Here is a 20161-nt window from a genome sequence, read left to right as displayed (position 1 = left end):
GCTGGAGGGGGGCGGGTGGTTCTGGAAGGGGCAGGTTGGCCTGCGTGGGTCTCAGCGCTGGCGGCGGACTTCCAGGGTGCGGAAGCGGTTGGAGACGAAGGCGCCGTCGCACAGCGCCGCGTTTGCCGCGGGGTTTCCTCCCGAGCCGTGGAAATCGGAGAACGCCGCCGTCTGGTTGACGTACACCCCACCGGTCAGATTCAGGGAGAGCTGGGCCGACTCGTCCAGGCAGACGTCCTCCACCGCGCGCTCCACCTCCGGTGAGGTGGTGTAGGCGCCGACCGTCATCGCCCCCTTGTCGCGGATGGTGCGGCGCAGCAGTTCCACCGCGTCCGCCGTCGAATCGACCGCGACCGCGAACGAGACCGGGCCGAAGCACTCCGACAAGTACGGCGAATCGGCGTCCGGCTTGCTGCCGTCGAGCTTGACGATCAGCGGTGTACGGACGACCGCATCGGGAAAGTCCGGGTTGGTCACTTCCCGCGAGGGCAGAGCCACTTCGCCCAGCTGTGCGGCCGCCTCCAGGCGGGCCTTCACCGCCGGGTTGACCAGGGCGCCCAGCAGGCCGTTCGCCCGGGCGTCGTCGCCCAGGAGTCCGGTGACGGCCGCGGCGATGTCGGTGACCACGTCGTCGTACGACTTGTCGCCGACGTCCGTGGTGATGCCGTCCCGGGGGATCAGGAGGTTCTGCGGGGTGGTGCACATCTGGCCGCTGTAGAGGGAGAGCGAGAACGCCAGGTTGGCCAGCATGCCGCGGTAGTCGTCCGTGGCGTCCAGGACGATCGTGTTGACCCCGGCCTTCTCCGTGTACACCTGCGCCTGGCGGGCGTTGGCCTCCAGCCAGTCACCGAATTCGGTGGAGCCGGTGTAGTCGATGATCCTGATCTCCGGACGGACCGCCAGGGTCTTGGCGATGCCCTCGCCCGGGTGCTCGGCGGCCAGCGCGACCAGGTTGGGGTCGAAGCCCGCTTCGGTGAGCACCTCGCGTGCCAGCTGGACGGTGAGGGCCAGCGGGAGCACTGCGCGGGGGTGCGGTTTGACCAGGACCGGATTGCCGGTGGCGAGGGAGGCGAAGAGGCCCGGGTAGCCGTTCCACGTGGGGAAGGTGTTGCAGCCGATCAGCAGAGAGATGCCGCGTCCGGCCGCGGTGAACGTCTTGTGCAGGTCGAGCGGGTCGCGCTTGCCCTGCGGCTTCGACCAGTCGGCGGTCCGGGGCGTGCGCATCTGCTCCTCGTACGCATACGCCACCGCCTCCAGGCCGCGGTCCTGGGCGTGCGGGCCGCCGGCCTGGAACGCCATCATGAAGGCCTGGCCGCTGGTGTGCATCACCGCGTGACCGAATTCATGGGTGCGGGCGCTGATCCGCGCCAGGATCTCCAGGCAGACCAGGGCCCTCGTCTCGGGGCCGGCCTCGCGCCAGGCGGGGACACCCGCGCGCATCGCGGGGAGCAGCACGTCGAGGTCGGCGTGCGGATACTCGACGGCCAGCTCCGGACCGTACGGAGAGATCTCGCCGCCCGTCCACCCGTCGGTCCCGGGCTGGCCCAGGTCGAGACGGGTGTGCAGCAAGGCGTCGAAGGCGGCCTTGCCCTCGGCGGCGCCCAGGCTGCCGGGCGCGCCGCCCTCGCCGTAGGCCTTCGGGTGCTCGGGATGCGGCGACCAGTAGGCACGCGAGCGGATCGCGTCGAGGGCCCGGTCGAGCGTGGGGCGGTGCTTCTCGGACAGCAGGTGCGGGGAGAGCTCGGCGGCCATGACGGACCAACTCCTCATCGAGCTGGGCAGGGGCGGGCGGACAGAGTTAGAGTAACCGAACGATCGGTCGGGACAAGGGGGCCCACGAAACCTGTGGACAACTCGTAGGGGAGGATCGCGGGCATGACCACGGCCAAGCGGGACACGTACACCCCGGAGACTCTGCTCACCGTCGCCGTCCGTGTCTTCAACGAGCGCGGCTACGACGGCACGTCGATGGAGCACCTGTCGAAGGCGGCGGGCATCTCCAAGTCGTCCATCTACCATCACGTCGCCGGCAAGGAAGAACTGCTGCGGCGCGCGGTCAGCCGGGCACTGGACGGGCTCTTCGGCATCCTCGACGAGTCCGGCGCGACGCGGGGCCGTGCGATCGAGCGCGTCGAGTACGTCACGCGGCGCACCGTCGAGGTGCTGATAGCCGAACTTCCCTACGTCACGCTGCTGCTGCGGGTGCGGGGCAACACGAAGACGGAGCGCTGGGCGCTCGAGCGGCGGCGTGAGTTCGACCAGCGTGTGGCCGATCTCCTCAAGGCGGCGGTCGCGGACGGTGATCTCCGCTCCGACGTGGACATACGGCTGGCGACGCGGCTGCTGTTCGGGATGGTCAATTCGCTGGTGGAGTGGTTCCGGCCGCTGTCCGACGGCGGCGCGGAGGGGGAGCGGCTCGCCGACACCGTCGTACAGCTGGCCTTCGAAGGCATGAAGTCCAGCCGCTGAGCCGTCGGCCGCCCACCGGGGCACCCCGGTTCATGTGAGTTCCGTGGGCCGGTCGGAGCCCGGGGCCAGATCCGTCTCCTCGAACACCAGCAGTGTGCGGGTGGAGAGCACCTCCGGAATGGCCTGGATTCTCGTCAGGACCAGCTCGCGCAGCGACCGGTTGTCCGGGGTGTGCACCAGCAGCAGAACATCGAAATCGCCGCTGACCAGCGCGATGTGCGTGGCTCCTATCAAGGCCTGGAGCTGTTCCCGCACGGTGCGCCAGGAATTCTGGACGATCTTGAGCGTGATGTAAGCGGAGGCTCCCTGCCCCGCCCGCTCATGGTTCACCCGCGCGCTGAAGCCGCGGATCACACCGTCGTCGATGAGGCGGTTGATCCGGGCGTACGCGTTGGCCCGCGATACATGGACGCGGTCGGCCACCGACCGTATCGAGGCACGGCCGTCCGTCTGGAGCAGTCGGAGGATGGCGTCGTCGACGGCGTCGAGCGGGCGCGCCGGGGGAACCCGGCCGGGCTCCTCGCCCCCGTCGGCCATTTGTTCAGCTGCCATGTTCGCGTGCCTCCCCGTCCTGGACGACCTGTGCCCATCCCAGGCTGTGGAGAACCGTTTGTCCACAGGCTGGCGGTGCCTGTAGCCAAAATGCGCTCGCGACCGAACAATCGGTAGGTGAGGCGCACCACATTCGTGCCTCGCACGGCTTTCGTTATTTCGACATATATCAACACCCCTCGGCATCGGGCACCCCTGATGCCGCCGGATGTCGCTCGATACCCCTCGACGCCAGGAGGTGCTTGTCATGACGGTCCAAGAGCTGCCCGGCGCGGCCGCCTACCGGCCCACGCCGCCCCCGGCCTGGAAGCCGCTCACCGATCCCGCGCCCCTGCTCCCGGACCCCGAGCCGTTCCGCGTGCTCGGTACGGACGCCGTGGCCGCCGCAGACCCCGAGCTGCTGCTGCGGCTCTACGCGGAGCTCGTGCGCGGCCGGCGGTACAACGCACAGGCGACCGCCCTCACCAAGCAGGGCCGGCTCGCCGTCTATCCGTCGAGCACCGGGCAGGAGGCCTGCGAGGTCGCGGCCGCCCTCGTGCTGGAGGAGCGGGACTGGCTCTTTCCCAGTTACCGCGACACGCTCGCGGCCGTGGCACGGGGACTGGACCCGGTCGAGGCCCTGACCCTGCTGCGCGGCGACCGGCACACCGGGTACGACCCACGCGAGCACCGCATCGCCCCCCTGTGCACCCCGCTCGCCACCCAGCTGCCGCATGCCGTGGGTCTGGCCCACGCGGCGCGGCTCAAGGGGGACGACGTGGTGGCGCTCGCCATGGTCGGTGACGGCGGCACCAGCGAGGGCGATTTCCACGAGGCGCTGAACTTCGCGGCCGTCTGGCGGGCCCCGGTCGTCTTCCTCGTGCAGAACAACGGCTTCGCCATCTCCGTACCCCTGGCCAAGCAGACCGCGGCACCGTCCCTGGCCCACAAGGCCGTGGGGTACGGGATGCCCGGCCGGCTGGTCGACGGCAACGACGCGGCCGCCGTGCACCAGGTGCTCTCCGAGGCGGTGGCACGAGCCAGGAGCGGCGGCGGCCCGACGCTCGTGGAGGCTGTCACCTACCGGATGGACGCGCACACCAACGCCGACGACGCGACGCGCTACCGCGGCGACAGCGAGGTCGAGGCCTGGCGGGCACACGATCCGGTCCAGCTCATGGAGCGCGAGCTGACCGGGCGCGGACTGCTCGGCGACGACGGCATCGAGGAGGCACGCGTGGCCGCGGAGCAGATGGCGGCGCAGCTGAGGGAGCGGATGAACGCGGACCCGGTGCTCGACCCGATGGACCTCTTCGCCCATGTGTACGCGGAGCAGACCACACAACTGCGCGAGCAGGCGGCCCGCCTGCGGGTCGAGCTGGACGCGGAGAACGACCAGCAGGGTACGGACGACAGGGGTACAGGGCGATGACCACCGCAGCGGCCACGGCCCGGGAGCGGACGGCGAAGGCCAAGCCCGCGACCATGGCGCAGGCACTCGGGCGCGCGCTGCGCGACTCGATGGCCGAGGACCCCTCCGTGCACGTCCTCGGTGAGGATGTCGGAACGCTCGGCGGGGTCTTCCGGATCACCGACGGTCTGGCGAAGGAGTTCGGCGACGAGCGGTGCACCGACACCCCGCTGGCCGAGGCCGGCATCCTCGGGGCGGCCGTCGGCATGGCGATGTACGGGCTCCGGCCCGTCGTGGAGATGCAGTTCGACGCCTTCGCCTATCCGGCGTTCGAGCAGCTCATCAGCCATGTCGCCAAGATGCGGAACCGGACCGGGGGCGCGATGCCGCTGCCCATCACCGTCCGGGTCCCCTACGGCGGCGGAATCGGCGGCGTCGAGCACCACAGCGACTCCTCGGAGGCGTACTACATGGCGACCCCGGGCCTCCATGTCGTCACGCCCGCCACGGTCGAGGATGCGTACGGGCTGCTGAGGGCCTCGATCGCGTCCGACGACCCGGTGGTCTTCCTGGAGCCCAAGCGGCTCTACTGGTCGAAGGCGGACTGGTCGCCGCAGGCACCCGCCGCGGTCGAACCCATCGGGCGGGCGGTCGTGCGCCGCCCCGGGCGCAGCGCGACGCTGATCACGTACGGACCGTCGCTGCCGGTCTGCATGGAGGCGGCGCAGGCCGCTGTCGAGGAGGGCTGGGACCTCGAAGTCGTCGACCTTCGGTCACTGGTGCCGTTCGACGACGAGACCGTCGCCGCATCGGTGCGGCGTACCGGGCGCGCGGTCGTCGTCCATGAGTCCACGGGCTTCGGCGGTCCGGGCGGCGAGATCGCCGCCCGGATCACCGAGCGCTGCTTCCACCATCTGGAGGCGCCGGTGCTGCGCGTCGCCGGTTTCGACATCCCGTACCCGCCGCCGATGCAGGAGCGCCACCATCTGCCTGGTGTGGACCGGGTGCTCGATGCCGTCGCACGACTGCAGTGGGAGGCGGACAACTGATGCCTCAGGTACTCGAGTTCAAGCTACCGGACCTCGGTGAAGGGCTGACCGAGGCGGAGATCGTGCGCTGGCTGGTGGAGGTCGGCGACGTCGTCGCCATCGATCAGCCGGTCGTCGAGGTCGAGACGGCCAAGGCGATGGTGGAGGTGCCGTGCCCGTACGGGGGCGTGGTGACCGCACGCTTCGGCGACGAAGGCACGGAACTGCCCGTCGGCGCGCCGCTGCTGACGGTCGCCGTCGGCAGTGTGGAACCGTCGGTGACCGGCACCGGCACCGGCTCCGACGCGGCGGACGCTGGGGCGGAGTCGTCCGGGTCCGGGAATGTGCTGGTGGGGTACGGGACCGGGGCGCCGCCGGTGCGGCGTCGGCGGGTCCGGCCGGAGGGGCTCTCGGTTCCTGCCGCAGCCACTGTTGCCTCCGCCCCTGCGGCCCCTGGTGAGGTTGCCGTCCCCGGCCGGGGTGCGGATGGCGTACGGGGGCCGGTCGCCGTCGTCTCCCCGCTGGTGCGCAAGCTTGCGCGGCAGCACGACCTCGATCTGCGGCAGCTCGCGGGATCCGGGCCCGACGGGCTGATCCTGCGGGCCGACGTCGAGTCCGCCATCCGGTCGGCGGCTGCGGCCCCGCCCGCCGCATCGGCCGGGACGTCGGCCGCGACGCCTGCGGCACGGACCGCGACGCCTGCGGCACGGACCGCGGTGGCGGCCGGGCCGTCGGCACGCACCCTCGGCGAACGGATTCCGTTGCGCGGTGTGCGGGGCGCGGTCGCCGACAAGCTGGCGCGCAGCCGGCGCGAGATCCCCGACGCCACGTGCTGGGTGGACGCCGATGCCACCGAGCTGATGGCGGCCCGGGCAGCGATGAACAGCATCGGCGGTCCAGGTGCGGGTCCGAAGGTGTCGGTGCTCGCGCTCCTCGCCCGTATCTGCACGGCGGCCCTGGCCCGGTATCCCGAGCTCAACTCCACGGTGGACGTGGAAGCGCGTGAGATCGTCCGGCTGCCGGAGGTCCACCTCGGATTCGCGGCCCAGACCGAGCGCGGGCTGGTCGTCCCGGTCGTCCGGGACGCGCAGGAGCGCAACGCGGAGTCGATCGGGGCGGAGATCGCCCGGCTGACCGAGGCGGCGAGGACGGGGACGCTGAGGCCGGCGGAGCTGACCGGCGGCACGTTCACGCTCAACAACTACGGGGTGTTCGGGGTCGACGGATCGACGCCGATCATCAACCACCCGGAGGCGGCGATGCTCGGCGTCGGCCGGATCGTCCCCAAGCCGTGGGTGCACGAGGGCGAGCTGGCCGTGCGACGGGTCGTCCAGCTCTCGCTGACCTTCGACCACCGGGTCTGCGACGGCGGTACGGCGGGAGGCTTCCTGCGCTACGTGGCCGACTGCGTGGAACAGCCGGCGGTGCTGCTGCGGACGTTGTAGGGCGCACGGGCGGGTGTAGTTCGGCTGTGGGCCGGGCGGTCAGGCGTAGTTCGGCTGTGCGCCGGGCGGCCGGGGCCCGTTCGTTGTTCTTTCGGAACTCCGGTGATCCGGTGCTCCCCGTTCCCTGTCTGTCCCGTTCCCCATCTGTTCCGTGTGGGGCCACGGGACCGTGGACCGGGAGGATCCACCGGGCGGTGTGGCACGCATACTCGGGGGCATGACCGCGTATGACGCCATCGTTCTCGCCGGAGGTGCCGCCAAGCGGCTCGGCGGCGCAGACAAGCCCGGGGTCCTGGTCGGCGGCCGCGCGCTGCTCGACCGGGTGCTCGGCGCCTGTGCCGGTGCCGGGACCACCGTGGTGGTGGGGGGAAGGCGGCCCACCGCGCGCGCGGTGACCTGGACGCGCGAAGAACCTCAGGGCGGCGGCCCGTTGGCCGCGCTCGGTGCGGGAGTGCGGCACACGTCGGCGGAGCGCGTACTCGTGCTCTCCGCCGATCTGCCGTTCCTGGGAGCGGACACGGTCGGTGCGTTGTTGGGAGCGGCTGACCAAGGGGATGTGGAGGGCGCTGTCTGCACCGATCAGGACGGCCGGGACCAGCCGCTGGTCGCCGTCTACCGGGCGGAGCCGTTGCGTCGCGAACTGGCGCTCATCGCCACCGAGCACGGCGGTCTGGCCGGTCTGCCGCTGCGGTTGCTCACCCACGAACTGAAGCTGTCCAGAGTGGCGGCGGACCCGCTCGCCTCGTTCGACTGCGACACCTGGGAGGACATCGCTTCGGCCCGGGCCCGGATCAGGGAGCATGGGACCGTGCTCGACGAATGGATCACCGCAGTCAAGAACGAACTGGGCATCGAACTCGACGTCGACACCGGCGTCCTGCTCGACCTCGCCCGTGATGCCGCCCACGGTGTCGCCCGCCCTGCCGCGCCCCTGACGACCTTCCTGGTCGGTTACGCGGCGGCGAAGGCGAGCGGTGACGGTGGCGGCCCCGAGGCAGTGGCTGAGGCCGCCCGGAAGGCTGCCGCGCTCGCCCTCCGGTGGGCGGACGAAACCGAGACGCCATGACGGGCCCCAGCGGCGGCTACGAACGGTCGCCCGATACGGACCCGCTCCCTCCGGCCATGGGAAGGCTCCCTCCCCCGACGGACGCGACGGACGCGACGGGCGCGACGGACGCGACGGGCGCGGCGGACGCGACGGACGCGGCGGGCGCGGCGGGCGCGGCGGGCAGGTCGGGCGCGACGGCAGCAACGACCGGGACGGCTCGGACGGCCGGGACGGCCGGGGCTCCGGAGCCCGGCCGGGTCGCCGAACGGAACAGCGCTGCCGAGGCCGAGGCCGACGAGGAGCGGGCCGTGGCGCAGGCCCTCGCCCTGGTCGGCCGACAGGCGCCCCCAGGACCAGACCCGGGAGCAGACCCAGAGCCGGACCCGGGGCCGGACCCGGGAGCAGCCCCATCGGGAGGGCCTGGGGCCGAGCCCCACCCCTCGAATCCGGCCCGGACCGATCCAGCCGCCTCCCCGTGGCACGGGGACCCCATCGCCTCTCCCCGCCACGCGAGCTCCACCGCATCCGCCCACAGCGCCGGCCCGAACCCCCCTGACCGCGTTGAGCCCTCTCCCGCGCCCGACCGGGACCGGCCCGCCCCCCACGACCGGCCGCACACCCGCGCCACTCCGTGGGGCGAGGCCCGTGCTGTTGCCGCCAGGGCAGGGCGGGCGGTTCCTCCACGTACCGTGCGGCTTCCTCTCGACCAGGCGCTCGGGCACGTGCTCGCCGAGCCGCTCGCCGCTCTCACCGACCTGCCGCCCTTCGACACCTCCGCCATGGACGGCTGGGCCGTCGCAGGGCCGGGACCGTGGACCATCCGGGACAGCGAGGGGATCCTCGCCGGCCACGCCACACCTGCCCCGATCCCCGACGGGGATGCCATCCGCATCGCCACAGGAGCCCGGATCCCGGCGGACGTCACCGCCGTCATCCGAAGCGAACACGCCTACGCCGACAGGGCCAAGGGGTTGCTGCACGCCCAGCGGCAGGTGGGTCCCGGGCAGGACATCAGGCCGCGCGGGCAGGAGTGCCGCTCGGGCGACCAACTCCTCCCTGCCGGAACGCTGGTGACGCCCGCCGTCCTCGGACTGGCCGCAGCCGCCGGGTACGACGAACTCCCGACCCGGCCCCGGCCACGCATCGACGTCCTCGTGCTGGGCGACGAACTCCTTACTGCCGGGCTGCCGCACGACGGCCTGATCCGGGATGCGCTCGGCCCGATGATCGGCCCCTGGCTGCGCGCGCTGGGTGCCGAAGTCTCCGCGCCGCGCCGCCTCGGCGACGACGCGGAGGCCCTTCAGCAGGCCGTCACCGGCTCCGACGCCGACCTGATCGTCACCACCGGAGGCACCGCCGCCGGACCTGTCGACCATGTGCACCCCGTCCTGGCGCGGATCGGTGCCGAGCTGCTCGTCGACGGGGTGGCCGTGCGACCTGGCCACCCCATGCTGCTGGCCCGGCTGGCAGCCGGAGGTCCGTATCTGGTCGGGTTGCCAGGCAACCCACTGGCCGCAGTGTCCGGGCTGCTCACCCTGGCCGAGCCGCTGCTCGGGGGTCTGGCAGGCCGGACCCCCGAGGACGCCTACCGGGTGGCCATACGCGACGACGTGCACGGCCATCCGCACGACACCCGTCTGGTCCCCGTGGTCCATCGCACAGCCGACGCCCCCGCCACCGGCCACGCTCCCGGTTCGGCAACTCGCCGCGACAGCAAGGGAACCGGAAGCGGTGCGGATCACGTCGTACCCCTGCATTACAACGGTCCTGCCATGCTGCGTGGCGTCGCCGCCGCGGACGGGCTGGCCGTCGTGGAGCCGGGCGGGGTACGGTCCGGCACCGAGGTGGAGATCCTCGATCTACCGTGGGCCCCGGCGACGCCGTGGACTGAAGGGTGTTTCACGTGAAACTTCCCGGCCATGACGCGATGGCCAGGCACGCCGACGAACATGTCGTCCCCACCCGGGTGATGCTCCCGCGCAGGGTCGTCGACGGACCGGCTCGCCAGGTCGCCAAGCGGCTGATGATGGCTCTGGCGGTGCTTGCCGTGACGGTGCTGATCGTCTGGGTCGACCGTGGCGGCTACCACGATGCCGCCGACGGCAAGGTCGACCTGCTGGACGCGGTGTACTACGCGACGGTCACCCTCTCCACCACCGGATACGGCGACATCACCCCGTACAGCGACAGCGCCCGGCTCGTGAACGTGTTGCTGGTGACGCCGCTGCGCGTCCTCTTCCTCATCATCCTGGTCGGCACCACCCTTGAGGTCCTTACGGAACGGACCCGCGAGGACTTCCGGCTGAAGCGTTGGAGAACCAACTTGCGTGACCACACCGTCGTCGTCGGCTTCGGCACGAAGGGCCGTTCGGCTATCCAGACCCTCTGCGCCACCGGGCTGCGGAAGGACCAGATCGTCATCGTCGACCCGGCGTCCAAGGTGATAGAGATCGCCAACGCCGAGGGCTTCACCGGCGTGCTTGGGGACGCGACACGTAGCGATGTGCTGCTGCGGGCCGAGCTGCAGAAGGCGCGGCAGATCATCATCGCCACCCAGCGCGACGACACGGCGGTGCTGGTCGCACTGACCGCACGTCAGCTCAACCGCGGCGCGAAGATCGTGGCCGCGGTGCGCGAGGAGGAGAACGCTCCCCTGCTGCGGCAGTCCGGCGCCGATGCCGTCATCACCAGCGCCAGCGCGGCGGGCCGGCTGCTCGGTCTCTCCGTACTCAGCCCCAGTGCGGGCACGGTGATGGAGGACCTGATCCAGCAGGGCAGTGGACTCGATCTTGTCGAACGGCCGGTCATAAAGGCCGAGGTGGGCAAGAGCGTCCGGGAGACCGATGACCTGGTGGTCAGCGTCCTGCGCGGACACCGGCTTCTGGGGTACGACGATCCGGCGGCCAGTCCGCTGCAGCTGACGGACCGGCTGATCACCATCGTGCGCGCCTCCAACGAACCGCCCCTGAACCACCCGCCGCAGGCGGCCCCGCGCGCCTGAGCGAAGCGGACCGCCGGCTGTCCCCCGCCAGGCGCGGCGCGGATCCGCCGGCTGTCCCGCGCCGCACCACCGCGCAACGTGGCCGTCCACCCGCCACGGAGTAGCCTCGCGGCCATGCATGCGATCACGATCCCCGAACCCGGTGGCCCCGAGGCGCTCGTGTGGGCCGAGGTGCCCGATCCCGTACCCGGCGAGGGCGAGGTCCTCGTCGATGTCGTGTCCAGCGCGGTCAACCGGGCCGATGTGCTCCAGCGGCAGGGCTTCTACAACCCGCCGCCCGGTGCGTCCGCCTATCCCGGTCTGGAGTGCGCGGGCCGTATCTCGGCCCTCGGCCCCGGAGTCGTCGGCTGGTCGGTCGGCGACGAGGTGTGCGCGCTCCTCGCGGGCGGTGGCTATGCGGAGAAGGTCGCCGTCCCCGTCGGGCAGTTGCTCCCCGTACCGGCCGGGCTGGACCTCACGCTCGCCGCGGCGCTGCCCGAAGTGACGGCCACCGTCTGGTCCAACGTGTTCATGGTGGCCCATCTGCGCCCCGCCGAGACGCTGCTGGTGCACGGCGGGTCGAGCGGTATCGGCACGATGGCGATCCAGCTCGCCAAGGCCGTCGGCGCCAGGGTCGCCGTGACCGCCGGAGGGCCGGAGAAGCTGGCCCGCTGTGCGGAGCTCGGCGCCGACATCCTCATCGACTACCGGGAACAGGACTTCGTCGAGGAGCTCCGCAAGGCGACGGACGGGGCGGGTGCGGACGTCATCCTCGACATCGTCGGCGCGAAGTACCTGGACCGGAACGTACAGGCACTCGCCGTCAACGGGCGGCTCGCGATCATCGGTCTCCAGGGCGGGGCCAAGGGCGAGCTGAACCTCGGTGCCCTGCTGAGCAAGCGGGCTGCCGTCACGGCGACGTCGCTGCGCGGGCGCCCGCTTGCCGAGAAGGCCGCGATCGTGGCCGCCGTACGCGAACACGTCTGGCCGCTGATCGCCGACGGCGTCGTCCGGCCGGTCGTGGACCGCACACTGCCGATGCAGGACGCGGCAGAGGCCCACCGGGTGATGGAGTCCAGCACCCACGTCGGCAAGGTCCTCCTGCAGGCGCCTGCAACGGCCTGATCCCGCCCCGCAGAGCCCAAGAACGCGTGAAGGGCCCGGCACACGAATTCGTGTGCCGGGCCCTTCACGCGGAATCGGCAGATCGACAGATACGACTACGGCTCCGGACGAGTACAGACGGCTACTGGTGCGAGTACGAGTACAGGTACGGGCCAGGGCTACAGGTACGGGCCGGAGCGGAGCGCCCCGTGCGGGTCCGCGCCGCCGTCCTCCTCCTCATGACCGCTGCCGGGAGGCAGCGCGCGGCGCATCTGCTCCAGCTGCGCCCGGGCCGCCATCTGCTGGGCGAACAACGCCGTCTGGATGCCGTGGAAAAGACCCTCCAGCCAGCCGACCAACTGGGCCTGCGCGATCCGGAGTTCCGCCTCGGAGGGGACCGACTCCTCGGTGAACGGAAGGGAGAGCCGCTCCAGCTCCTCCACCAGCTCCGGCGCGAGGCCGTCCTCCAGCTCCTTGACCGAGCTGGCGTGGATCTCCTTCAGGCGCACTCGGCTCGCCTCATCGAGGGGAGCCGCCCTGACCTCCTCCAGGAGTTGCTTGATCATGCTGCCGATGCGCATGACCTTCGCGGGCTGTTCGACCATCTCCGTCACCGGGACCTCCCGCGACTCGTCGTCAGTGCCACCGCCGCCGATCGCCATTCCGTCCTGTCCCACTACGAGGACTTGGGGGTGCTCCTGCGACCGTTCATTCCTCGGCATCTCCATGCCGCCCATTGTCTCGCACACGCGCCGTACAACATGGTGGTGCCCCCGGAAACGGATGATCCACCGTTTCCGGGGGCACCGGATGTGCATCGGAGCAGCCGGTCAGGCAGCCGCCGCGGCCTTGTGCCGGTTCACCCGGCGCGCCGGGCCAGCGTCAGCCGGGAGCGGGTGAGCGCCGCAGCCAGGAGCCCGGCCAGCAGCGGGACGACCACGGCCAGCAGCCCGATGGTCGCCCAGGGCAGCACGATCGGTGTGAAGGCGGATTCCATGGGCTCCTTCCGCATCGCGTCCATCGAGTTACGCAGGTCGACCATGCGCAGCGCCACCGCGGGCACCAGGCCCGCCGCCGTGCCGAGCAGCACCCCGGTGAGCGCCACCACCAGGCACTGGAAGCCGGAAAGGGTCCGTCGTACCCGCGGGGGTGCGCCGACCGCGCTCAGCGTGGTGAGGTCGGCCTCCGCGTCGGCCTTGGCGAGGCCGGTGGTGATCGCTGCCGCACCCAGGGTCACCACGCCGGCGAACAGGGTGAGGATCAGCAGAATGATGCTTTCCCGATCGCCGGGACGGTGTTCGGTCTGGAGCCAGAGTCCGCCGCCGGCCTGGTCGATGGCGGCCGAGACTCGCTGGTCCTCGGCGTCCGTGGGCGGGTGGGGGACGGCGTACACGCTGCCGGCCGGCTGGGTGTGCAGGCCGAGCCGCTCGGCGGTCCGCTCGGGAAGGATCATGCGGATGCCGGGAGTGGCGGCGTACTCGGCGTCCGCGACGTACACCTTCAGCCGGTCCGTGGACGTACGGGCCGGCCCCGGGTGCAGCTTGCGGTTCTTCTTGTCCTTGGCGTTGTACGAGTGGACGGCCTTGAGCGTGATCTCGCCGTTCTTCGCGTACGCCTGGTTCAGCAGGACGGGGGTGCCGGCCTTCAGCGCTGCGGCCGCCGCGGGGTCGTCGAGCTTCGCATAGGTGCGGAGCAGGTCCGGGCCGCCCACCACGATGTTGTTCGACTCCGAGCTGAAACTGCCCGAGGAGATGTACTCGTCCACGCAGGCGGGGGAGCGCATCATCTGCTGGTGCTCCTCCGCGGAGAGCCGTGCGGCGAGGTCCTTGGCGCCCTTCGTGTTGAGCGGGCACGTGTGGCCCTTGCCGGTGGGCTTGACCAGCTTCATGGTCCCGCAGCCGTTCTCCTCTTCGTAGTAGACGTTGCAGTCGCTGCCCGCCCAGACCCGGGAGAAGTCGGCGTGGCCGCCGGTCACCGTCATGTTCTGCTCGACGGATGCCCGGGCCAGCGGGAGGCGCTCGGCCGACTTGGCGTCGGTGGACGACAGGACCATCGTCCCCGTGGCCAGCATGGGCGTGTAGTCGTGGTCGGACTCGGCCAGACTGCTGGACATGTACGTCGCGATGGCCACCGAGCCCGCGACGGCCGCCATCACGGCGGCGACCGCGGGAGCGGTGCGGCCGCGGTTGCGGGCGGCATCGCGCAGCGCCATCCGCGGCGAGAGCGGCAGCCTGCGGCCGAGCCGGCCCAGCAGGCCGACGATCACCGGAATGCAGGCGAGCAGCCCGAGCTCGGCGACGACCGAGCCACCGGCGACCAGCGTGGACGAGCCGCTGGTACCGCCGAACACGGCGACGGCGACGCCGAGCGCCAGCACACAGGCGCCCACGGTGGGCAGCACCCGGGAGCTGCGGCGCACGCCGCGCCGTCCGGTGAGCGATTCCAGTACGGACTGCCGGGCGGCCACGATCGCCGGGGCGAACGCCGCGAGGAGCCCGGTGACCAGACCGAGCGCGGCGACGACGAGGAGCTCCGTCGGCTTCAGGACCAGGGAGCCGAAGCGCTGCCCCGCCCAGTCCTCGATCAGCGGCCGGAACGCCACCGTGAGTAGCAGCCCGGCCGCGACACCGGTCACCGCCCCGACGGCACCCAGCACCAGCCCGCCGGAGAGCACCACGGCGCGGACATGGCGCCGGTCGCCGCCGCAGGTGCCGACGAGTCCGAGCTGACGGCGTGAGCGGCGCGCACCGACGGCGAAGGCCGGTCCGGCCAGCAGGACGATCTCCAGGAGGGCCATGGCCACCACGGTCACGACGGCCGCGCTCGCTTCGGCGGAGTCGTCCGTGTCGTAGTTGCTCACCGACTGCGCCAACGGGATCTCGGAGTCCGGCGGCGGGTCCATGAGCACCTGGCGGGACACGACGAGGGCGCCGGCCTTGTTGGCCGCGAGGACGTCGCCCCAGCCGATGCCCGCAGCACCGGATCCCGAGACCAGCCACTCGGCCGAGCCCGTGTTGGGCGGCAGCACCTTCTTGTCGCGGTCGGCCGCGGCCTGCCACGGGGCGATGACGGCGCCCGGATCGGCGTACAGCTTCTGCGACTTCAGATCGTCGGGCTGCTCGACCACGCCGGTGATGGTGTACGTGCGGTCGGAGCTGTTCACCGTGGTGCGGGAGCCGATGTGCAGCCCGGCCGACTCCAGGAACGGCTTGGTCGCCACCATCTCACCGGTGCCGCCCGGGAATTTGCCCTCGACGAGGTCGACCTTGCCGCGGGCCATCGGATCCGCGGTCCGGAACTCCACGATGTCGGTGTTGGTGAGCCCGTACGCGGTCGTGACGCTCGCGGGCACGGACCGGATGCTGATCGCCCGCGCGCCCTCGGGGAAGGCAGTGCGCATGTCGATCGGCGGGACATCCCCGTCGGGCGCGGCGTCACCGACGGCGTCGTACATGTTCCCGTCGGGCATCTGCTGCAGCGGACCCATGCCCGGGTCGCTGAACAGTGCGTCGGCCGAGCCCATCCGGGCCGTCAGCTGCTCGGCCTCGGTGGAGTCGACACTGCGGTACGTGACGTCCGCCGCAGTCACCCCGAGCACCGGCAGCGCGATCATCGCGACCACCAGGGCGCTGCGGCCCTTCGCCCGCATGGCGTCGCGGCGGGCGATCCGGAGGGCGGCGCGCCACCCCGTGAAGGGGCTCACTCGGCGCTCCCGGCGGCCAGCAGCGAATCGGCACCGACGGTCAGTGTCTGGTCGACGATGGAGCCGTCCCGAAGGAATACCACCCGGTCCGCCCAGGCCGCGTACCGCGGCTCGTGCGTCACCATCACTCCGGCGGCGCCCTGGTCGCAGCGGTTGCGCAGCAGCGCGAGGACGGCCTCGCCGGTCTCGGAGTCGAGGGCCCCGGTCGGTTCGTCGGCGAGCACCAGGCGCCGGTCCCCCACCAGCGCGCGGGCGATCGCGACGCGTTGTTGCTGGCCGCCGGACATCTCGTCCGGGAAGCGGTCTGCGACGTCCAGGAGCTTCATCTCCTCCAGGGCGGCCAGGGCCTCCTTGCGCGCCTTGCGGACCGAGACCCCGTCGAGCTCGCGCGGCAGGGCGATGTTCTCGGCGGCCGTCAGTGCGGGGATCAGGTTGTAGTCCTGGAAGACGTAGCCGACGCTGCGGCGGCGCAGAGCGGCGATGCCCTTGCGGCCGAGGGCGGAGATGTCCTGGCCCTCGATGACGACCTGGCCACGGGTCGCGGTGTCGAGACCGCCTGCCAGGGTCAGCAGGGTCGACTTGCCCGAGCCGGAGGGGCCCATCACGGCGACGAGCTCACCGGGGTGCACGGACAGGTTGATCCCGCGCAGGGCGTGCACCTCGGCGATGCCGGTGCCATGGGTGCGGGTGAGGTCGCGGAGTTCGAGCACCGGTGCGTCCACCGGCAGGGGCGGAGCGGCCGGGGACGGGGACGGGATGTGCGGGGACATGACGGTGGGTTCCCCCCTGGAACGGGTCTGTGGTCGGTCTGCGTGTGTGGCCCGGCGGTCGCCGGAGCCACGGCTCGGCGGCGTTCGGTCTGCGGTCCGAGCGGTCGCTCAGTGGCGGTACGGCCTGCGGCTGCCGTGGTGGGTTCAGCGGCGGGCGCGGGGCCGGGAGGTGGTGCGTGAACCGCTGCGCGGGGACGTGGGCGCCTCGGGTTCGGTGGCGGCGGCGTCGGCGAGACGGGCCAGCCGGGACTCGCAGTGGTCCAGCCAGCGGGCCTCGGCCTCGGCCTGGAAGATCAGCTGTTCCAGTACGAGCAGCCAGGCGACCTCGTCGCGGTTGGCGGGGACTTCGGTGAGAGCTTGCGCCTTGAGGCGGGTGTAGTCCTGCATCGCCTTCACCGTGTGGTGGCGCTGGGACTGGATGACCGCCCGGATGTCGACGCCGGGGGCGCCGACGGCCATGGCGAGCTTGATGGCCAATTCGTCGCGGGGCGGGCTGCTGCGGTCGACCGGCGTCTCGAACCAGGCGCGCAGCTCGGCGCGTCCGTCGTCGCTGATCGAGTACAGGGCGTGCCCCTGGTCGTCCTCGCCGTCCTGGACGACCAGGCCGTCGCGCTCCAGTCTGCTCAGCGTCGTGTACACCTGCCCGACGTTGAGCGGCCAGGTGGAGCCGGTGCGCGACTCGAATTCGGTGCGGAGCTGGGAGCCGTACCGGGGCCCCCGCTCCAGTAGGGCCAGAAGCCCATGGCGGATCGACATACTGAGTATGTATACCGAGTATGTTGCTGGATGCAAGTCGCCGCGGCCCGCCGCTGAGCCGATTGACCCCTCCGCCGGGCGGTGCTCAGTCGGAGCGGCGCAGGCGGAAGGCGAGGAAGCCGAGGCCCAGACCGACCAGGGCGATTCCCGCGCCGAGCGACACCTGCTTGACCTGCTCGACGGCCGGTCCCTCCAGGGCCTGCTGCGACATCCGGCCGGTTCCGGGGGACGTACTCGGCTCCGGGGTGAGGGACGGCACGGCGGCGGGCTGCGTCGCCGGTGGCTCCTTCTCGGCCTCGTCGAGGGCGTCGGCCCGGGCGAGCTCCTTGGGCGTCATCGTCCTTCCGGGCCGCTGCCGCCCCTCCCCGGCGGGCCGCCCGGCCAACGGTGCCCCGACGTCGTCCGGTCGCGGTGATCCGGCACCGGGCGAAGGCGGCACGGAGGCGGCGGACGAGGATGCGGAAGCCGCGGGGGAGGCAATGGAGGAGGGCGGCAGGGGCGCGTGGTGCGCGGGCGCGTTCGACGGGGTGACGGGTGCGCCGGAGCGCGAAACAGAAGGGGCTGCCGGCGACGGAACGGACGACGGACCCGACGGCGATACGGACGGCGATACGGACGGCAGCGCGGATGACGATACGGACGGCAGCGCGGACGACAGCGCAGCCGTGAGTCCCGGCGACGCCCCGGGTGGGAGAGGCAGAAGAGGCGGGAGAGGCGCCCTCGGCGACCCGGACGCGCCGACCGCCGCCACGTCTACCGTCGCCGCGCCCCGCGCGGATGCGCGCTGGTCGGCCTGAGCCTCCCCGCCCGTCATCGCCCCCAGTGTCGCGGCTGCCGTCAATGCCAGGCAGGCCACACACCGTGAGCGCCGCGAGGCGAGGTGTCCTGAAGCCATGAGGCCAGCGTCACATGTGACGGTATGCCCGGCATCTCCGGTGATGCGGACGGATGGCGGTACGACATCGGCGCAGCGCCCCGCAGGAGCAGCGGCCGTACAACCGCATCCCTACGCCCTGCGCCTACGCCTGGGCCTGCGCCCTACGCCTACGCCTACGCCGTACGCCTGCGCCCTACGCCGGGTCGCCCGTCGCGATGCGCAGCTCGAAGTGGGCGCCCACCTTGGGCACCGCGGTTCCGGACGTGGGGAACTGGTCGATGACCTGGTCCTCCGCGTACGCGTTCCCGGGGACCTTGATCTGCTTGATGGTCCAGCCGGCCGCGTCCGCGCAGGCGCGCACCGAGAGGATGTCCTTGTAGAGGAAGCTCGGGGCGTCGACCTTGTTCGGGTCGTCGTCGTCCTCGTACGCCTCCGTGCACTTGTCGGTGTCCATCGTCCGGTTCCGCTCCGGATCCTTGTGGTCGCCGGAAGGGGACTCGCTCGACGAGGCCTCGGTGCCGCCCTTGCCCGGGTCGTCGTCCTTCAGCGCGAGCGCCGTGATCAGGCCGCCGACCGCGATCAGGGCGACCACGATCGAGCCCACGATGACCGGCATGTTCCGCTTGGAGCCGCCGGCCGCGGACGTGGAATGCGTCTGCGGAGAGATCGTGTACGGCGCCGGGGCCTGCTGCTGCATCGGCGACATCGCCGCCGGTGTCTGGTACGCCGGAGCCGACTGCGGGTAGCCGTACGACGCTGCCGGGGCGGGCGCCGGGGTCGGCACGCCGTAGGGGCCGGGCTGCTGCTGCGACTGGTAGGGGCCCGGCTGGTACGGCGTCTGGACGTTCGGCGCCGGGGTGGACTGGTCGACCGGCGGGAAGACGGCCGAACCGACACCCGAGCCGCTGTTCGCCGGAGCGCCCGCGCCGCTGACGATCACGGGGGCGCCCGTCTGTCCGCTCGCGTTCAGCACACGCGCGATCTCGTCCTGCATCGCGGCGGCGCTCGGGAAGCGCTCGTTCGGATTCTTCTTCAGGGCGCGGGCGACGAGGGCGTCCATCGCCGGGGTGAGCGACCGGTTGATGGTGGACGGGGCCACCGGCTCCTCCTGCACATGCGCGTACGCGATGGCGAGCGGGGAGTCCGCGTCGAAGGGGATGCGGCCGGTCAGCAGCTGAAACAGCATGATGCCGACCGAATACAGGTCGGAGCGGGCGTCCACACCACGGCCCAGGGCCTGCTCGGGGGAGAGGTACTGCGGGGTGCCGACGACCATGCCGGTCTGCGTCATCGACGTGACGCCCGACTGCATGGCGCGGGCGATGCCGAAGTCCATGACCTTCACGATGCCGCGCTTGGTCACCATCACGTTGCCGGGCTTGATGTCGCGGTGGACAAGACCCATCTCGTGGCTGGTGTCCAGGGCGGCCAGCACGTCGGCCGTCACCTTGAGTGCCTTGTCGGCGGGCATCGCGCCGTAGTTGCGGATGTCGGCCTGGAGGACGGAGCCGAGCGGCTGCCCCTCGACGTACTCCATGACGATGTACGGCATCAGCGCGCCGCCGAGTTCGTCCTCGCCGGTGTCGAAGACGGAGACGATGTTGGTGTGCTGGAGCTTGGCGACCGCCTGCGCCTCGCGCCGGAACCGCTCGCGGAACGACTGCTCGCGGCCGAGCTCCGTGTGGAGCGTCTTGATCGCGACCTGCCGGTCGAGCGCGGAGTCGTAGGCCAGGTATACGGATGCCATCCCGCCTTCGCCCAGCAGGTCACGCAGCTGGTAACGGCCGCCGGCGACCGAACCGCCCGCGTAGCGACCCTGGGCACCGTGTGCGCCGTCCTGGCTCATGACTTGCTTCCCCCTAGGGCCGCGCGACCGCGCGAAGATCCGTATTACTGGCCAAGTCTGCCCGAGGGGTACGACACGTCAAGCCAGGTGCCCGTTCCGTGACCCTACGCACAAGAAGCGTCTCGGAAGCGTTACAGGAACCGCATGGAATTTGCGCGGTTGGCGCGCCAGCCGGTTGGATGACCCGTCCCTC

Annotated in this window: 16 protein-coding genes; 8 read left to right on the top strand and 8 right to left on the bottom strand. The window is 71.6% G+C overall.

What is annotated here, in order from left to right:
• Positions 1–51: 51 nt before the first annotated feature.
• Positions 52–1752: a phenylacetic acid degradation protein PaaN gene (paaN, locus tag SH922_RS19560; RefSeq protein ID WP_393059224.1), complete on the bottom strand. Its 1701-nt coding sequence runs from the start codon at positions 1750–1752 to the stop codon at positions 52–54.
• A 123-nt stretch (positions 1753–1875) separates the two neighbouring features.
• On the opposite strand from paaN, the gene SH922_RS19555 reads away from it, so the two are divergent.
• Positions 1876–2469 carry a TetR/AcrR family transcriptional regulator gene (locus SH922_RS19555; RefSeq protein ID WP_393059223.1) on the top strand — a complete coding sequence of 198 codons (594 nt, stop codon included), beginning with the start codon at positions 1876–1878 and terminating at the stop codon, positions 2467–2469.
• A gap of 30 nt (positions 2470–2499) precedes the next feature.
• Here SH922_RS19555 and SH922_RS19550 read toward each other — a convergent pair whose 3' ends face one another.
• Positions 2500–3006 (bottom strand): Lrp/AsnC family transcriptional regulator, encoded by a 507-nt coding sequence (locus SH922_RS19550; RefSeq protein WP_393063626.1) that lies wholly within the window; start codon positions 3004–3006, stop codon positions 2500–2502.
• A 262-nt stretch (positions 3007–3268) separates the two neighbouring features.
• Between SH922_RS19550 and pdhA the strand changes: the two genes are divergently transcribed.
• From pdhA to SH922_RS19515, 7 genes are all read left to right on the top strand, one after another.
• Positions 3269–4432: a pyruvate dehydrogenase (acetyl-transferring) E1 component subunit alpha gene (gene pdhA / locus SH922_RS19545; protein WP_393059222.1), complete on the top strand. Its 1164-nt coding sequence runs from the start codon at positions 3269–3271 to the stop codon at positions 4430–4432.
• Positions 4429–5460: an alpha-ketoacid dehydrogenase subunit beta gene (locus tag SH922_RS19540; protein WP_326737364.1), complete on the top strand. Its 1032-nt coding sequence runs from the start codon at positions 4429–4431 to the stop codon at positions 5458–5460. The genes pdhA and SH922_RS19540 overlap by 4 nt, the downstream gene beginning before the upstream one ends.
• Entirely contained in the window at positions 5460–6884 is a 1425-nt protein-coding gene (locus SH922_RS19535) for a dihydrolipoamide acetyltransferase family protein (RefSeq protein WP_393059221.1), read from the top strand. Before SH922_RS19540 ends, SH922_RS19535 begins: the two co-directional genes overlap by 1 nt.
• Positions 6885–7101: 217 nt before the next feature.
• Positions 7102–7950, top strand: coding sequence for an NTP transferase domain-containing protein (locus SH922_RS19530; protein ID WP_393059220.1), 849 nt, complete (start codon positions 7102–7104; stop codon positions 7948–7950).
• Between the two features lie 56 nt (positions 7951–8006).
• Complete coding sequence (locus tag SH922_RS19525) at positions 8007–9839, top strand: molybdopterin molybdotransferase MoeA (protein WP_393063625.1); 1833 nt, start codon at positions 8007–8009, stop codon at positions 9837–9839.
• A gap of 20 nt (positions 9840–9859) precedes the next feature.
• Positions 9860–10933, top strand: a complete 1074-nt coding sequence (locus SH922_RS19520) for a potassium channel family protein (protein ID WP_393063624.1) — start codon at positions 9860–9862, stop codon at positions 10931–10933.
• 114 nt (positions 10934–11047) lie between these two features.
• A complete protein-coding gene (locus SH922_RS19515) occupies positions 11048–12037 on the top strand; it encodes an NAD(P)H-quinone oxidoreductase (RefSeq protein ID WP_393059219.1) in 990 nt (329 codons plus the stop codon).
• Positions 12038–12195: 158 nt separating this feature from the next.
• Here SH922_RS19515 and SH922_RS19510 read toward each other — a convergent pair whose 3' ends face one another.
• From SH922_RS19510 to SH922_RS19485, 6 genes are all read right to left on the bottom strand, one after another.
• Positions 12196–12744 (bottom strand): bacterial proteasome activator family protein, encoded by a 549-nt coding sequence (locus SH922_RS19510; RefSeq protein ID WP_326737359.1) that lies wholly within the window; start codon positions 12742–12744, stop codon positions 12196–12198.
• 131 nt (positions 12745–12875) lie between these two features.
• On the bottom strand, positions 12876–15719 hold the full coding sequence (locus SH922_RS19505; RefSeq protein WP_393059218.1) for an FtsX-like permease family protein: 2844 nt from the start codon (positions 15717–15719) through the stop codon (positions 12876–12878).
• Positions 15716–16489 carry an ABC transporter ATP-binding protein gene (locus SH922_RS19500; RefSeq protein ID WP_393059217.1) on the bottom strand — a complete coding sequence of 258 codons (774 nt, stop codon included), beginning with the start codon at positions 16487–16489 and terminating at the stop codon, positions 15716–15718. Before SH922_RS19500 ends, SH922_RS19505 begins: the two co-directional genes overlap by 4 nt.
• Positions 16490–16633: 144 nt before the next feature.
• A complete protein-coding gene (locus SH922_RS19495; protein ID WP_393059216.1) occupies positions 16634–17245 on the bottom strand; it encodes a PadR family transcriptional regulator in 612 nt (203 codons plus the stop codon).
• An 85-nt stretch (positions 17246–17330) separates the two neighbouring features.
• Entirely contained in the window at positions 17331–17582 is a 252-nt protein-coding gene (locus SH922_RS19490; RefSeq protein WP_393059215.1) for a hypothetical protein, read from the bottom strand.
• A gap of 733 nt (positions 17583–18315) precedes the next feature.
• The gene (locus tag SH922_RS19485) at positions 18316–19968 is read right to left on the bottom strand and encodes a protein kinase (protein WP_393059214.1); all 1653 of its coding nucleotides are present in this window, start codon (positions 19966–19968) and stop codon (positions 18316–18318) included.
• Positions 19969–20161 lie beyond the last annotated feature (193 nt).

This window comes from Streptomyces sp. LN549 (assembly GCF_043203805.1).
Lineage (GTDB): Bacteria > Actinomycetota > Actinomycetes > Streptomycetales > Streptomycetaceae > Streptomyces.
Note: the sequence above shows the minus strand (reverse complement) of the source record. Positions and strands in the feature narration are given on the sequence as shown.

Bases quoted from the DNA above. Each gene is read 5' to 3' on its own strand.
- paaN (WP_393059224.1), bottom strand. From the start codon at position 1,752: ATGGCCGCCGAGCTCTCCCCGCACCTGCTGTCCGAGAAGCACCGCCCC.
- SH922_RS19555 (WP_393059223.1), top strand. From the start codon at position 1,876: ATGACCACGGCCAAGCGGGACACGTACACCCCGGAGACTCTGCTCACC.
- SH922_RS19550 (WP_393063626.1), bottom strand. From the start codon at position 3,006: ATGGCCGACGGGGGCGAGGAGCCCGGCCGGGTTCCCCCGGCGCGCCCG.
- pdhA (WP_393059222.1), top strand. From the start codon at position 3,269: ATGACGGTCCAAGAGCTGCCCGGCGCGGCCGCCTACCGGCCCACGCCG.
- SH922_RS19540 (WP_326737364.1), top strand. From the start codon at position 4,429: ATGACCACCGCAGCGGCCACGGCCCGGGAGCGGACGGCGAAGGCCAAG.
- SH922_RS19535 (WP_393059221.1), top strand. From the start codon at position 5,460: ATGCCTCAGGTACTCGAGTTCAAGCTACCGGACCTCGGTGAAGGGCTG.
- SH922_RS19530 (WP_393059220.1), top strand. From the start codon at position 7,102: ATGACCGCGTATGACGCCATCGTTCTCGCCGGAGGTGCCGCCAAGCGG.
- SH922_RS19525 (WP_393063625.1), top strand. From the start codon at position 8,007: ATGGGAAGGCTCCCTCCCCCGACGGACGCGACGGACGCGACGGGCGCG.
- SH922_RS19520 (WP_393063624.1), top strand. From the start codon at position 9,860: ATGGCCAGGCACGCCGACGAACATGTCGTCCCCACCCGGGTGATGCTC.
- SH922_RS19515 (WP_393059219.1), top strand. From the start codon at position 11,048: ATGCATGCGATCACGATCCCCGAACCCGGTGGCCCCGAGGCGCTCGTG.
- SH922_RS19510 (WP_326737359.1), bottom strand. From the start codon at position 12,744: ATGGAGATGCCGAGGAATGAACGGTCGCAGGAGCACCCCCAAGTCCTC.
- SH922_RS19500 (WP_393059217.1), bottom strand. From the start codon at position 16,489: ATGTCCCCGCACATCCCGTCCCCGTCCCCGGCCGCTCCGCCCCTGCCG.
- SH922_RS19495 (WP_393059216.1), bottom strand. From the start codon at position 17,245: ATGTCGATCCGCCATGGGCTTCTGGCCCTACTGGAGCGGGGGCCCCGG.
- SH922_RS19490 (WP_393059215.1), bottom strand. From the start codon at position 17,582: ATGACGCCCAAGGAGCTCGCCCGGGCCGACGCCCTCGACGAGGCCGAG.
- SH922_RS19485 (WP_393059214.1), bottom strand. From the start codon at position 19,968: ATGAGCCAGGACGGCGCACACGGTGCCCAGGGTCGCTACGCGGGCGGT.